Raw genomic sequence first — 14,236 nt, 5'->3', positions numbered from 1 at the left:
AGCAGCCTTGTGCTGCGAAGCGCCGCGCGGGCGGCGCTCGATCTCATAGGTCCCACAAAACTCAAGACATGCACCCACAACCCACACCCAATCATCAAAAATTCTGACAACAATCGTCTTCCATCATCAGCCAAAACGGGCATAAATTCTCTACCGTCAACCCCCAGCACCAACGGTAGAGCCCAATGCCCAGCCACCACCAAACGCCCGCCTCCCCTGCCCTGGACATCCTGATCCAGCGCTCCGCCCTGCCCAGCCCTGCGCTCAGCGAGGCCCAGGCACACGCCTTGCTGCAGGCGCACTACGGCTTCGCGGGCAGCCTGTCATCGCTGGGCAGCCAGCAAGACTTGAACTTCCGCGTGGATGCCGCCCAGGGCCGTTTCGTGCTCAAGGCCTGCCACGGCAGCTATGCCCAGGTCGAACTGGAGGCGCAGCATGCCGCGCTGGCGTACCTGCGCGAACAGGGTTTGCCGGTACCCGCAGTGCGCCCGGCGCAAAACGGGCAGGCATTGCTGGCCCTGGACATCGACGGGCAACCGCTGCGGGTACGCCTGCTTGACTACATCGACGGCCAACCGCTGACCCGCCTCAAGCACATGGCACCGCGCCTGATAGCCGAGCTGGGCGGGCTTTGCGCGAAAGTGGACCAAGCCTTGGCCGAGTTTGACCACCCCGGCTTGAACCGCACCCTGCAATGGGACCCGCAGCACGCGCAGGCGTTGATCCAGCACCTGCTGCCGGTGTTGCAAGACGCCGGGCAACGCGCCCGTGTCGAGCAAACCACTCAACTGGCGGCCGAGCGCCTGGCACCGCTGGTGGAGCAGCTGCCAAGCCAAGCCGTGCACCTGGACATCACCGATGACAACGCCGTGTGGGCCCGCGATGACGAGCGCCAGTGGCAGGTGCAGGGCGTCATCGATTTTGGCGACCTGCTGCGTACCTGGCGCATTGCCGACCTCTCGGTGACCTGTGCGGCACTGCTGCACCATGCCGAAGGCGACCCACTGCGCATTCTGCCGGCGGTGCGGGCCTACCAGGCCCTCAACCCGCTGAGCGAAGCCGAGCTGCGTGCTCTGTGGCCGCTGGTGCTCAACCGCGCTGCGGTACTGGTGCTGAGCAGCGAGCAACAGCTGGCTGTAGACCCGGGCAACCAGTACATCCGCAACAACATCGCCCACGAATGGGAAATTTTCGACACGGCTACTGCCGTGCCATTCGCGCTGATGGAGGCGGCTATTCTGCTGGCGGCCGGTGTTCAACCCAGCCGGCCCGACCTGGCCAGTTGCGCGCCCCTGTTGCCTGAACAGGCCGGCCAGCCAGTGGCTCGCCTCGACCTGGGCGTGCTCAGCCCGCACTGCGAAGCAGGCAACTGGGAACAGCCAGGCTTCGACCAGCACCTGCTGGCTGCACAACCGGCCCCGGCGTGCACGCTGCATGGCCAATATCGCCTGTCACAAACCCATATCGACCGCGCTGAAGAACCTGCCACCTGCGCGCTGGGTGTCGAATTGCATGTGCCCAACACCAGCACCGTGCAGGCGCCGCAGGCCGGTACCTGGCAGCGCCATGGCGATGGCCGCGGTTGCCTGCGCACACCCCACTGGAGCTTGTGGCTAGGTGGCCTGGAGGATGCTCCGGCAGATGGGCAGGCCCTGGCAAAAGGTCAAAAATTGGGCAGCAGCGGTGGCTTGCTCAGCATTCAGCTGTGCCTGGATAACGGCGCCCGCCCGCCCTTTTTCGCCACCCCCTCCCAGGCCGCTGCCTGGCTAGCGCTGTGCCCGTCGCCTGCCGCGCTGCTGGGCTTTGATTGCGACGCCGAACCGCTGCCCGATGCACAGGCGCTGCTGGCACGTCGTGATGCCAGCTTCGCCCGTTCGCAAAAGCACTACTACACGCAACCGCCCCATATCGAACGCGGCTGGCGCAATTATTTGATCGACATGCAGGGCCGGTCTTACCTGGACATGCTCAACAACGTGGCCGTGCTTGGCCACGGGCACCCACGCATGGTGGCGGAATCGGCGCGGCAATGGTCGCTGCTGAACACCAACTCGCGCTTCCACTACGCGGCCATCGCCGAGTTCTCCGAACGCCTGCTGAAGCTGGCGCCAGCAGGCTTCGACCGGGTGTTCCTGGTCAATAGCGGCACCGAGGCCAACGACCTGGCCATCCGCCTGGCCTGGGCCTACAGCGGCGGGCGCGACCTGCTCAGCGTGCTGGAGGCCTACCACGGCTGGTCGGTGGCTACAGACGCCATTTCCACCTCTATCGCCGACAACCCGCAAGCCCTGGAAACCCGGCCAGACTGGGTGCACCCGGTCGAGGCACCGAACACGTTCCGTGGGCGCTTCCGTGGTGCCGACAGTGCCGCCGACTACCTGCGCGACGTCGACGCCAAGCTGGCCGACCTCGATGCCCGTGGCCGCCAACTGGCCGGTTTCATCTGCGAGCCGGTGTACGGCAACGCCGGGGGCATCTCGCTGCCAGCGGGCTACCTGCAGGACGCCTACACCAAGGTGCGCGCCCGTGGTGGCGTGTGCATCGCCGACGAGGTGCAGGTGGGTTATGGCCGACTGGGCGAGTACTTCTGGGGCTTCGAGGAGCAAGGGGTGGTGCCCGACATCATCACCATGGCCAAGGGCATGGGCAACGGCCAGCCGCTGGGGGTAGTGATCACCCGCCGCGAAATCGCCGAGGCGCTGGAGGCGCAGGGCTACTTCTTCTCATCGGCGGGGGGCAGCCCGGTCAGTTGCCGCATCGGCATGGCGGTGCTGGACGTGATGCAAGAGGAAGGGCTGTGGGACAACGCCCGCGACACCGGCCGCTACTTCAAGGCGCGCTTGCAGGCGCTGGTCGACAAGCACCCGCTCGCAGGTGCGGCGCATGGCTCGGGCTTCTACCTGGGGCTTGAGTTGGTACGCGACCGGCAGACGCTGGAACCGGCGACCGAGGAGACCTTGCTGCTGTGCGACCGCTTGCGTGACCTGGGCATCTTCATGCAGCCGACCGGCGACTACCTCAACATCCTCAAGATCAAACCACCGATGTGCACCACACGGGCGAGCGTGGACTACTTTGTCGACAGCGTGGACCGTATCCTGTCGGAAGATCTGTAAGAGATTGTTATAGGCCTGCTTGAAAACTCATACTTTTCTGCAGCAACACACCGTCATAACGGGGGCCGCTGCGCAGCCCCCATCACAGCCTACGCGGCTCAACCGATCAATCAGGTTTTCTGACAATGGCCTTCACCAGCGACTCACTTGCCGTTTTTCTGGCCGTACTGGAGGCAGGGTCGTTTTCCGCAGCAGCGCGCAAGCTGGGCCGCGTGCCTTCGGCCGTGAGCATGGCCATCGCCCAGCTGGAAGCCGAGCTGGACCTGGCCCTGTTCGACCGGGCCACGCGCAAAGCCTTGCCAACCAGCGCCGCCTTGGCCCTCGAACCTCAGGCCAGGCAGGTGATCTGCCAGCTCAACCTGCTCGACGCCCAGGCCCTGCAGCTGCACAAGGGGCTGGAAAAGCGCCTGACCATCGCCATGGCACCCGAGCTGCAAACCGGCCGCTGGAGCCAACCGCTGGAAACCCTCGCGCAAGAATTCCCAAGCCTTGAGATCGAAGTGCGTTCGGCCACGCAAGCCGAAGCGATTCGTTTGCTGCATGACGGCAGCGTGCAGTTGGCGCTGGTTTTCGAACGGCCCGGCATCGATGAGCGTGAGTCATTTCTTGAAGCCGGCAGCCAGTTGCTGGTCGCCGTCGCATCACCCCGCCACCCCGCCGGGCGCAACAGTGGCACACCACTGCCCGAAGAAGCCTTCGCCGAGCAACGGCAAATCATCGTGGCCTCCGGCAAAGCCACCGGCTCCGACCCGCGCATGGTGTTGTCGCGGCGCATCTGGCTGACCGACAGCTACCTAGCTACGCTGGATCTGGTGCAATCCGGCCTGGGGTGGGCCTACCTGCCGCAGCCGCTGGTCGAACCGTTGATTGCCTCGGGCGCCTTGGCCGAGGTGCGCTTCGACAACATGGCCAGCCGCTTACGGCTGTGGGTCGACATCATCTGGGTCAAACCGCGGCCCCTGGGCCTGGGCGCGCGGCGCTACCTGGAAGTCGTACGGCAACTGTTCGAAAAGGAGCCGCCAAGGGCCTGACCACGCGCAATGGCCGCCCGGCCGGCATCATCAGGCGGGCGCGACCAACCGGTAGCCGACGCCCGCCTCGGTGATGATGAAACGCGGCGCCATGGGGTCATCCCCGAGTTTTTGCCGCAGGTGCCCGACCACGATCCGCAGGTAGTGGGTATCGTCCACATGGGTCGGCCCCCAAATGTCCTTGAGCAACTGCTGCTGGGTAATCACCCGGCCCGGGTGCCCGGCCAGCTGGGCCAGCAACGCATACTCCTTGCGGGTCAGCGCCACCTCGACGCCCTCCAGGGTCACGCGGCGGAAGGCAAAGTCCACGGTCAACGGCCCGAAACTGGCCGCCACCTCGCCCCCGCCGGCCTGCGGCACCTGGCGCAGCAAGGCGCGCACCCGCGCCAGAAACTCCTGAATACCAAACGGCTTGGTCACGTAGTCATTCGCGCCGCCGTCCAGCGCATCGACCTTCTGCACCTCACTGGCCCGCACCGACAGCACCAGCACCGGCACTGCGCTCCATTCACGCAGCTCGCGCAGCACTTGCTGGCCGTCCATGTCCGGCAGGCCGAGGTCGAGCACCACCAGGTCGGGCTTGCCCAAGGCGGCCTGCGCCAGGCCCTCGCTGCCGGTGGCGGCCTCGATCACCTTGTAGCCCTGGGACGTCAGGCTGATGCGCAAAAACTTGCGGATCTGCGGTTCGTCGTCGATGACCAGGAGGGTGGCGGACTGGCTCATGGGGCTTCGCTTTCGGCTTCAGGTTGAGGGGGCAGCGGCAAGCATAAAGTGATGCCAGTGCCCTGGCCATCGATCCCTTCACCCACCAGGATCTGCCCGCCATGGGCGCCAATCATGCCCTGGCAGATCGCCAGGCCGAGGCCAGTGCCCTGCCCGCCCCGGTCACCGCGGGCGGCGGTGTAGAACATGTCGAAAATCTTCTCCCGCTCGGCCACCGGAATGCCGGGGCCCTGGTCGCTGACGGCAATGCGCAGTTGTTCACCCTGCACCGACACCTGCAGTTCCAGCCGACCCTGGGCCGGCGAGAAGCGTGCAGCGTTCTCCAGCACGTTGACCAAGGCCTGCTCGATCAGCGCCGCATGCACGAACAGCAACGGCAGCTCGGCCGGCACATCGGTGTGCACGCGCAGGGGCGCAAGCACCACTCGCAGGCGGTTCAGCGCACTGCCGACGATGTCTGCGGGGGCCACCCAATCGCGGGCCAGCTTGAGGCCGCCATGGCCCAGGCGGGTCATGTCGAGCAGGTTCTGGATGTAGCGGTCCAGGCGCTCGGCTTCATTGCGGGTGCCTTCCAGCAGCTCGCGGCGGTCGTCCTCGGGGATCGCCTCGCCCAGCGCCAGCAAGCTGTCGATGCTGCCGCGCATGGCGGTCAAGGGCGTGCGCAGGTCGTGGGAGACCGAGGCTAACAAGGCACTGCGCAGTTGCTCGGTTTCGCCATGCAGGCGCGCCGCCTCCAATTGTTCGGCCAGGCGGGCGCGGGCCAGGGCTTGGGCCAGGGGTTGGCCGAGGGCCATGAGCAGGCGCCGGCGCTGGGCGCTGAGCGGTTCGCCAGAGCGCGGGCGTACGCCGAGCAGGGCCAGCGGGTGGTCATCGACCGCCAGCGGCCACCACCACCAGCGGCCATTGGGCAAGGTGTCACTGCCATGGCCCGCCGCCTGCCCGTGCTGCCAGGCCCACTCGGCGGCGGCGCGCTCGTTGTCGCTGAGGCCGTGGGCCTCGCCGCTGGCCAGGTGCAGCTGGCCTTCGGGGTTACGTTCGAGCAGGCAGACTTGCACATCCTGCCAGCCGTCAAGGTGTTGGCCGGCGGCGTTGAACACCGCTTGGCGGTCGGCGGCAACGGTCAGGCGGCGGGATAAATCAAGCAACTGGTTGGTCTGCGCCTGCGTCTCGCGCAGCGCCTGCAACTGGCGGCGCTGGCGGGCCGCAAGATTGCCGGTGAGGGCCGCCATCAGCAGGAAGAACACCAGGGTCAGCACGTCTTCTTCGCGCTGGATGCTGAACGAGAAATTGGGCGGGATGAACAGGAAGTCGTAGGTCAGAAACGACAGGGCAGCGCAGGCCAAGGCCGGCCCCAGGCTGCTGCGCACCGCTACCAGCAGCACGGCGGCAAGGAACACCAGGGAGATATTGGGCAGCGCCAGCACGCTGGACACGGCCCACGACAAACCGGTCGCCAGCAGCGTGGCAAACAGGGCCAGCAGGTAGTGCCGCCACACCCATACCCGTTGCACCGCCGCACTGGCCGGGGCCGGCTGGGCATCGCGGTCGAGCACGTTGATCTCCAGGCCGTGGCTTTCGCGCAGCAGCCGCGCCGCTACACCGGCGCCGAAGAAGCGACGGCGCAGGCGATCACGCGACTGCCCCACCAGCACCAGGCTGGCCCGCCGCTCGCCGGCATGCTGGATCAGCGTGCGCGCCACTTCACCGGCGCGCAGCAGCACCACTTCGCCGCCCAGGCGCTCAGCCAGTTGCTGCGCGGCTTGCAGGCGTTGGCGTGCGGCTTCGTCGCGCAGCTTACCGTTGTCGACGTGCACCAGGCTCCAGGGCAGGTGCCGGCGTTGCGCTACGCGGCTGGCGTGGCGCACCAGGCGTTCGGCCTGGTCGTCGCCATCGATGCCCACCAGCAGGCGCCCGCGCAGGGCCGGAGCCTCCTGCCCGCGCTGGCGGTAGCCGTGGGCCAGGTCGGCGTCGACCTGGGCGGCGGCGGTCTGCATGGCCAGCTCGCGCAATGCGGTGAGGTTGGTCTGGGAGAAATAGGCATCGATCGCAGCCCGCGCCTGCTCTGGCACGTACACCTTGCCTTCGCGCAGGCGCTCCAGCAATTCGCGCGGTGGCAGGTCGATCAAGACCAATTCGAACGCTTCCTGCAGGACCCAGTCCGGCAGGGTTTCGCGCACCTGCACGCCGGTGATGTCGCGGACCTTGTCGTTGAGGCTTTCCAGGTGCTGGACGTTGACCGTGGTGTACACGTCGATGCCGGCGGCGAGTAGTTCCTGAACGTCCTGCCAGCGCTTGGCGTGGCGGCTGCCGGGGGCGTTGGTGTGGGCCAGTTCGTCGACCAGGGCCAGCGCAGGTGCGGCCTTGAGCAGGCCGTCGAGGTCCATCTCCTCCAGGGTGACGCCACGGTACTCGCTGCGCAGCAGGGGCTGCTGGGGCAGGCCACCAAGCAGCGACTCGGTTTCGGCGCGGCCATGGGTTTCGACGACCCCGGCCAGCAGGTGTACGCCCTGGCGTTGCTGGCTGTGGGCGGCTTGCAGCATGGCGTAGGTCTTGCCCACACCCGGTGCGGCGCCAAGGAACACCTTCAGCCTGCCGCGGCCTTCGCGCGGAAGGTTGGCCAACAGCGCGTCTGCGCGGGCGGAATCACTCATGTTTCATCCTTAGATTGTGCGGCGATCGGTGAATCTGGGCCTGCTTTGCAGGCCTTCGCGGGCAAGCCCGCACCTACAGGGACCTCACCGCCCTTGCGAGCGGTGCGATACGGCCCCAAGCTCACTGCCCCAACCTCTCCAGGGCCTGGTTCAGCGCCAGTACATTGACCACAGGCGGCCCGATCAATGGGTGGAGGGTGGCCTCTTCCACCAGGGCTTGCAAGCGTTCAACGGGCACCTTGCGAGCCGCTGCCACACGCGCTACCTGATAAGCCACCGCCTCCGGCGGCAAATGCGGGTCCAGGCCACTGCCTGAGGTGGTCAACAAGGCTTGCGGCACAGGCCCTTGCTCAGCCCGGTACAGCTTCGCGGCCTCGCTGCCCACCCGCTCGGCCAGCGCCGGGTTGCTCGGCGACAGGTTGCTGGCACTGCTGGCAACCGTGGCATAAGCCCCAGCCGAGGGCCGCGAATGGAACCAGCCATCGCCTTGGAAATCCTGAGCGATCAGTGCCGAGCCGCGCACCTCGCCGCGCGCGTCACGCACCAGGCTGCCATTGGCCTGTTCAGGGAAGGCGACCTGGGCAATACCGGTCACCGCCAACGGGTACAACGCGCCGGTGACCAGCGTCATCAGCAAAGCCAGGCTCAAGGCCGGGCGTACATAAGTGTTCATGGCGGCCTCCTCAGACCAGGTGCAAGGCATTGAGCAGCATGTCGATCAGCTTGATCCCAGCGAACGGCACGATGATCCCGCCCAGCCCGTAGATCAGCAGGTTGCGCCGCAGCAGGTGGGCCGCGCTCGCCGCGTGCACCCGCACACCGCGCAGCGCCAGCGGGATCAACACGATGATGATCAGCGCGTTGAACACGATCGCCGACAAGATCGCGCTCTGCGGGCTGGCCAGGTGCATCAGGTTGAGCACGCCCAGCTGCGGGTAGATGGCCGCGAACAACGCCGGCAGGATGGCGAAGTACTTGGCCACGTCGTTGGCAATCGAGAAGGTGGTCAAGGCGCCACGGGTCACCAGCAGTTCCTTGCCCACCTGGACCACGTCCAGCAGCTTGGTCGGGTCGCTGTCCAGGTCGACCATGTTGGCCGCCTCACGCGCTGCCTGGGTGCCGTCGTTCATGGCCATGCCCACATCGGCCTGGGCCAGCGCCGGGGCGTCGTTGGCGCCGTCGCCGCACATGGCGACCAGGCGGCCGTCGTTTTGCTCCTGACGGATGCGCGCCAGCTTCTTCTCTGGGGTGGCCTCGGCCAGCACGTCATCGACCCCGGCCTCGGCGGCAATGGCAGCGGCGGTCAGCGGGTTGTCACCGGTCACCATCACGGTGCGGATGCCCAGCTTGCGCAGTTCGGCAAAGCGCTCGCGAATACCGGGCTTGACCACGTCCTTGAGGTGGATCACCCCAAGCAAGCGCTGGTCGACACACACCAACAGCGGCGTGCCGCCACTCTGGGCAATGCGCTCGACCTCGCGGGCCAATGCCGGCGGCATTTCCAGCCGTTGCAGGCCAACGAATGCCAGCACCGCATCGACAGCACCCTTGCGGTAGCGGTGCTGCTGGAAGTCGACACCCGACAACCGCGTCTCGGCGCTGAAGGCGATCGGTACGAGCTGCTGCCCGGAGGGTTCGACGAAGTCGTGCAACTGGCGCAGGTACTCGACGATCGATTTGCCCTCGGCCGTGTCATCGGCCAGCGAGGCGAACAAGGCGCCCTCCCCCAGCTCCTTGGCGGTGACGCCCGGCGCGGCATGCAGCGCGCTGCAGCGGCGGTTGCCGAAGGTGATGGTGCCGGTCTTGTCGAGCATCAGGGTGTGCACGTCGCCCGCAGCTTCCACCGCGCGGCCGGAACGGGCAATGACGTTGAGCCGGACCAGGCGGTCCATGCCGGCAATGCCAATGGCCGACAGCAAGCCGCCGATGGTGGTGGGGATCAACGTCACCAGCAGTGCGGCCAGGAAGATCAACGGCAAGCTACCGCCGGCAAAGTGGGCGAACGGCTGCAGGGTCACGACCACGATCAGGAAGATCAGGGTCAGGCCAATCAGCAGGATATCCAGGGCAATCTCGTTGGGCGTTTTCTGGCGTTTGGCACCTTCGACCAAGGCGATCATGCGGTCCAGGGTTGATTCGCCAGGGTTGCTGGTGATGCGGATCAGCAACCAGTCAGACACCAGCCGCGTGTTGCCGGTGACCGCCGAGCGGTCGCCGCCGGACTCGCGGATCACCGGGGCCGACTCACCGGTGATGGCCGCCTCGTTGACCGCCGCGATGCCTTCGATTACCTCACCATCACCCGGGATCAGCTCACCCGCGATCACCTTGACCACATCGCCCTTGCGCAGCGCGGTCGCGGCAACCGTTTCGAATGCGCCAGCGCTGTCGCGACGTTGGGCGTTCAGCCCCTGGCTCCCAGCCTTGAGGCTGTCGGCGCGGGCCTTGCCACGGCCTTCGGCGAGGGCTTCGGCAAAGTTGGCGAACAGCACGGTAAACCACAGCCACAGGGCAATTTGCACCGCCACTGTTGTGCTCACGCCACTGCCGGGGGCAAAACACAACACAGTGGTCAGCGCGGCAGTCAGCGCCACCACCAGCATCACCGGCGAGCGCTTGAGCTGCCGAGGGTCCAGTTTAACGAAGGCCTGGATCAGGGCCGGGCGCCAGAGCGCGGCGAAGCGGGTCTGGTCCTTGGCGCTGTGGGGGGCTTTTACTTCAGGAATGGGCATGTTCATGGTGGTTCCTCAGAAGCCCAGGCTCAGGTGTTCGGCAATTGGCCCGAGGGCCAAGGTCGGCAGGAAGGTCAGGCCACCCACCAGCAGGATGGTTACCAGCAACAGGCCGGTGAACAGCGGGCCGTGGGTGGGGAAGCTGTTCAGCCCCTGGGGTGCGCTCTTTTTCGCCGCCAGGCTGCCGGCCAAGGCCAATATCGGCAGGATGTAGCCGAAGCGGCCGATCAGCATGGCCAGGCCGAGCATCAGGTTGTGGTACACCGTGTTGGCGCCAAAACCGGCAAAGGCCGAACCGTTGTTGGCGGTGCCGGAGGTGTAGGCGTACAGCAGTTGGCTAAAGCCATGGGCACCGGGGTTGCTCACCGCCGCCGCCGGGCCCGGCAGGCTGGCGGCGATGGCGCCCAGCACCAGCACGCCGACCGGCATCACCAGCAAGGTCGCCACCAACAGTTGCACCTCACGCGCCTGCAGCTTCTTGCCCAGGTATTCCGGGGTACGGCCAATCATCAGGCCGGCCAGGAACACGGCGATCAGCACGAACAAAAGCATGCCGTAGAGCCCCGCACCGACGCCGCCGAAGATCACCTCGCCGACCATCATGTTGACCATCGCGACCATGCCGGTCAGCGGGTTGAGGCTGTCGTGCATGGCATTGACCGAGCCGTTGGAGGCTGCCGTGGTGGTCACTGTCCACAGCACCGAACCGGTGGTGCCGAAGCGGCTTTCCTTGCCTTCGAGCGGCGCGCTTTGCTGCACCTGCGCGCTCTGCAAGGCCGGGTTGGGCTGGTATTCGGACCACAGCGCTGTAGCCCCACCGATAAGGAACAGGCTCAGCATGCAGGCAAGAATCGCCCGGCTCTGGCGCAGGTCTTTCACGTAATGGCCGAAGGTAAACACCAGCGCCGCCGGGATGAGAATGATCGACGCCACCTCGAACAGGTTGCTCCAGGCCGTGGGGTTTTCGAACGGGTGTGCCGCGTTGACGCCGAAGAAGCCGCCGCCGTTGGTGCCCAGCTGCTTGATGGCGATCTGGCTAGCCGCCGGGCCGAGCGGGATGGTCTGGTCAGTGCCTTGCAGGGTCAGTGCGTGCGCATAGTCGGCAAAGGTCTGCGGCACACCCTGCCACACCAGCAGCAGCGCCAGCACCAGGCACAGGGGCAACAACCCATAGAGCGTGGCCCGGGTCATGTCGACCCAGAAGTTGCCCAGGGTGGCGGCCGAACGGCGGGCAATGCCGCGGCACAGGGCCACAAGTACTGCCAGGCCAGTGGCAGCACTGACGAAGTTCTGCACCGTCAGGCCCAGCATCTGGCTCAGGTAGCTGACCGATGACTCGCCGCTATAAGCCTGCCAGTTGGTGTTGGTGACGAAGCTTACGGCGGTGTTGAACGCCAGCGACCACTCCTGCCCGGGCAATTGCTGTGGGTTCAGCGGCAAGTAGCCCTGCAACAGCAGCACGGCAAACAACAGCAGGAAGCCGGCCAGGTTGAAGGCCAGCAACGCCAGGGTGTATTGCTTCCAGTTCTGCTCCTGGTCGGCGCGTACGCCTGCCAGTCGATAGCAGGCCTGCTCTAACGGGCCCACCACCGGTGACAGCCAGGTGCGCTGGCCTTCCATCACCTTGTAGTAGAACCGCCCAAGCCAGGGTGCCGGTAGCAGCACGATGGCGAAAAACGCCAGTAACAAGGCAAAGTCGTAACTGTGCATGGCCACTCCCTAGCTGCGATCGGCGCGCAGCAGCGCCATCAGCAGGTAAATCGCCAATGCCACTGCCAGCAGCAGTGACAGCCCGTCGAGCATGTTCATGTGTGGAGCTCCCCGTGGTGCGGCGCTTGGGCCGCTTTGGGGAAATTGTCCGAGGGAGGGGCGTAAAGGGGCGAGATCGAGGGATGGATCAACGCATAAAGAATGCGTAAAAAACGCAGCCCCTTGTAGGAGCGGCCTTGCGTCGCGAAAGGGCTGCAAAGCAGCCCCAGATTTCAGCGTTACCACGATAATCGCTGGGGCTGCTATGCAGCCCTTTCGCGACGCAAGGCCGCTCCTACGGTGTTTGCTGCCCGGCGTTGCGGCTCCAGTCAAGCAGCAGGCTATACCCCACCGCCAGCAACGTCGGCCCGATGAACAGGCCAATGAAACCAAAGGCGATCAACCCGCCGAACACACCCAGCAGCACGATGACCAGCGGCAGGTTGCCGCCACGGCTGATCAGGTAGGGCTTGAGCACGTTGTCCACGCCGCTGATGACGAAGGTGCCCCAGATACCCAGGAACACCGCCATGCCGTACTCCCCTTTCCACGCCAACCAGGCCGTCGCGGGGATCCACGCCAGGGGTGGCCCCATGGGGATCAGGCTGAGCATGAAGGTCACCAGGCCCAGCACGATGGCCCCGGGGACGCCGGCGATCAGGAAGCCGATCAGCGCAAGCAAGGCCTGGGCCGCTGCCGTGCCGATGACACCGTTGACCACACGTTGCACGGTGCCCGCCACCAGGTCCAGGTAGTACTCGGCGCGGTCACCGGTCAAGCGCTGCAACAGGCGCAGCACGAACGCTGACAGGCGCGGGCCGTCACGGTAGAAGAAGAACACGAAGACCAGGCTCAAGCTCAGTTCGAGCATGCCGCTGCCGATCTGCGCACTGCGCGCCAGCAACCAGTTGCCGACCTGGCCCAGGTAAGGCTTGATCGAAGCAATCAAAGCCGCACCTTGCTGGTCGAGCGATTGCCACCAATTGACCATGCGCTCACCCACCAGGGGAATGCTGCCCAGCCAGGCCGGCGCCTCGGGCAGCCCATCCACCTGCACATCACGGACAAACGCCGTGGCATCGCGGATATGATCCGCCAGGTTGAAACCCAGCCATACCAGCGGCAACGCCACGATAAGGATCCAGGCTGCGGTCAGCAGGCTGGCGGCCAACGTTTCGCGCCCGCCCAGCGCACGCGTCAGCAAGCGCATCAGCGGCCAGCTGGCAAAGGCCAGAATGGCGCCCCACAGCAGCGCCGAAATGAACGGTGCCATGACCCACAAGGCAGCGCCGAGCAACGTCAACAGGACGATCTGGATCAGCAGGCGGTCATTATTGGCCATGGCGGTGCTCGTTCAACGGATCAGTTCCAGGTGCAGGCCATCGGTAGGGGCGTTGCCGACCTCGAGCCGGTTGCTGCGCACGCCCGCCTTGACCAGTTGCTCACGCCACGCTTCGGCCTCTTTGCCGCTGAGGCTGGCGCGCAAGGTGCTGTCCAGGTTGAGGCTACGCCCCAACAACGCCACCCAGGCAGGTTGCGGCGTGCTCAGGTCAGGGTAGTCGAGCTTGCCGGTGTCGCGCATTTCGCGCAGCACCGTGGCGGCCGTGGGCAGCAGCTCACCCAGCGGGCTGGCAGCAACGAACTCTTCCACGTGCAGGTAGGCGCGGCGGTTGCCGCGGGTGACGCTGTACAACGCCACCAGTGTGTCGGCCTCTTCTGCAGAACGGCGCAGGAGGATGAACGCCTGCTGCTCGTCACCGCCATTGAGCCGTGCATTGGCGAATACATCATTGGCCCAAAGGCTGGCTTCGCCGCAGTCGCGGCCCTGGCACCAGAACAATGGGTAACCACCGTCGTGTTGCAGTGCTTCGCGGGCGCTGGTAAACGCCTCGCGGGCCGTGCGCTCCACCGGCAGTTCATAGGTGACCGAGCTGACCTGGCCACGGCTTTCGACCTTGTCGTCGACCCGCAGGCGGCCGCTGATCTTGCGCAAAGGCCCCATGGGGTACACGCGCTCCTGCTCCACCGCAGGGCGTTGGTCGACCACTTTGGCATCCACGGGAACGGGCAGGCTACCTGCCCACAGCAAGGGGCTAGCGAGCACGAAGCAGGCAGCGAGGGTAGTACGGAGGGTTACGGGCGCGCTCATCGGCAGCCCAGTCGGCGCGGGGCGCCGAAGCTAAGGTCCAGCGTGTCTGGCATGTGCATGGTTGTCTCCCTGTTCAACCCGCCAA

Annotated in this window: 10 protein-coding genes; 2 read left to right on the top strand and 8 right to left on the bottom strand. The window is 66.0% G+C overall.

Annotated features, from left to right (window positions below):
* Positions 1-185: 185 nt before the first annotated feature.
* Positions 186-3,116 (top strand): aminotransferase, encoded by a 2,931-nt coding sequence (locus HU764_RS06830; RefSeq protein ID WP_186680738.1) that lies wholly within the window; start codon positions 186-188, stop codon positions 3,114-3,116.
* Between the two features lie 125 nt (positions 3,117-3,241).
* On the top strand, positions 3,242-4,147 hold the full coding sequence (locus HU764_RS06825; protein ID WP_027592843.1) for a LysR family transcriptional regulator: 906 nt from the start codon (positions 3,242-3,244) through the stop codon (positions 4,145-4,147).
* Between the two features lie 30 nt (positions 4,148-4,177).
* On the opposite strand, the gene HU764_RS06820 is transcribed toward HU764_RS06825, so the two are convergent.
* The 8 genes from HU764_RS06820 to HU764_RS06785 all read right to left on the bottom strand — a co-directional run bounded on the left by HU764_RS06820 (position 4,178) and on the right by HU764_RS06785 (position 14,151).
* Positions 4,178-4,870 (bottom strand): response regulator, encoded by a 693-nt coding sequence (locus tag HU764_RS06820; RefSeq protein ID WP_027592845.1) that lies wholly within the window; start codon positions 4,868-4,870, stop codon positions 4,178-4,180.
* Positions 4,867-7,521, bottom strand: a complete 2,655-nt coding sequence (locus tag HU764_RS06815) for a sensor histidine kinase (RefSeq protein WP_186680736.1) — start codon at positions 7,519-7,521, stop codon at positions 4,867-4,869. The genes HU764_RS06820 and HU764_RS06815 overlap by 4 nt, the downstream gene beginning before the upstream one ends.
* A gap of 121 nt (positions 7,522-7,642) precedes the next feature.
* The gene (gene kdpC / locus HU764_RS06810) at positions 7,643-8,194 is read right to left on the bottom strand and encodes a potassium-transporting ATPase subunit KdpC (protein ID WP_186703915.1); all 552 of its coding nucleotides are present in this window, start codon (positions 8,192-8,194) and stop codon (positions 7,643-7,645) included.
* Positions 8,195-8,204: 10 nt separating this feature from the next.
* Positions 8,205-10,259: a potassium-transporting ATPase subunit KdpB gene (gene kdpB / locus HU764_RS06805; RefSeq protein WP_186680731.1), complete on the bottom strand. Its 2,055-nt coding sequence runs from the start codon at positions 10,257-10,259 to the stop codon at positions 8,205-8,207.
* A gap of 9 nt (positions 10,260-10,268) precedes the next feature.
* Complete coding sequence (kdpA, locus tag HU764_RS06800; protein ID WP_186703916.1) at positions 10,269-11,963, bottom strand: potassium-transporting ATPase subunit KdpA; 1,695 nt, start codon at positions 11,961-11,963, stop codon at positions 10,269-10,271.
* A 9-nt stretch (positions 11,964-11,972) separates the two neighbouring features.
* Complete coding sequence (kdpF, locus tag HU764_RS06795) at positions 11,973-12,062, bottom strand: K(+)-transporting ATPase subunit F (RefSeq protein WP_033693985.1); 90 nt, start codon at positions 12,060-12,062, stop codon at positions 11,973-11,975.
* Positions 12,063-12,297: 235 nt separating this feature from the next.
* Complete coding sequence (locus HU764_RS06790; protein WP_027592850.1) at positions 12,298-13,344, bottom strand: AI-2E family transporter; 1,047 nt, start codon at positions 13,342-13,344, stop codon at positions 12,298-12,300.
* Positions 13,345-13,356: 12 nt separating this feature from the next.
* Complete coding sequence (locus tag HU764_RS06785) at positions 13,357-14,151, bottom strand: DUF4892 domain-containing protein (protein WP_027592851.1); 795 nt, start codon at positions 14,149-14,151, stop codon at positions 13,357-13,359.
* Positions 14,152-14,236: the final 85 nt, after the last annotated feature.

The sequence above is a fragment of the Pseudomonas kermanshahensis genome (assembly GCF_014269205.2).
GTDB lineage: Bacteria > Pseudomonadota > Gammaproteobacteria > Pseudomonadales > Pseudomonadaceae > Aquipseudomonas > Aquipseudomonas kermanshahensis.
This window is presented reverse-complemented; position numbering and strand designations above follow the sequence as displayed.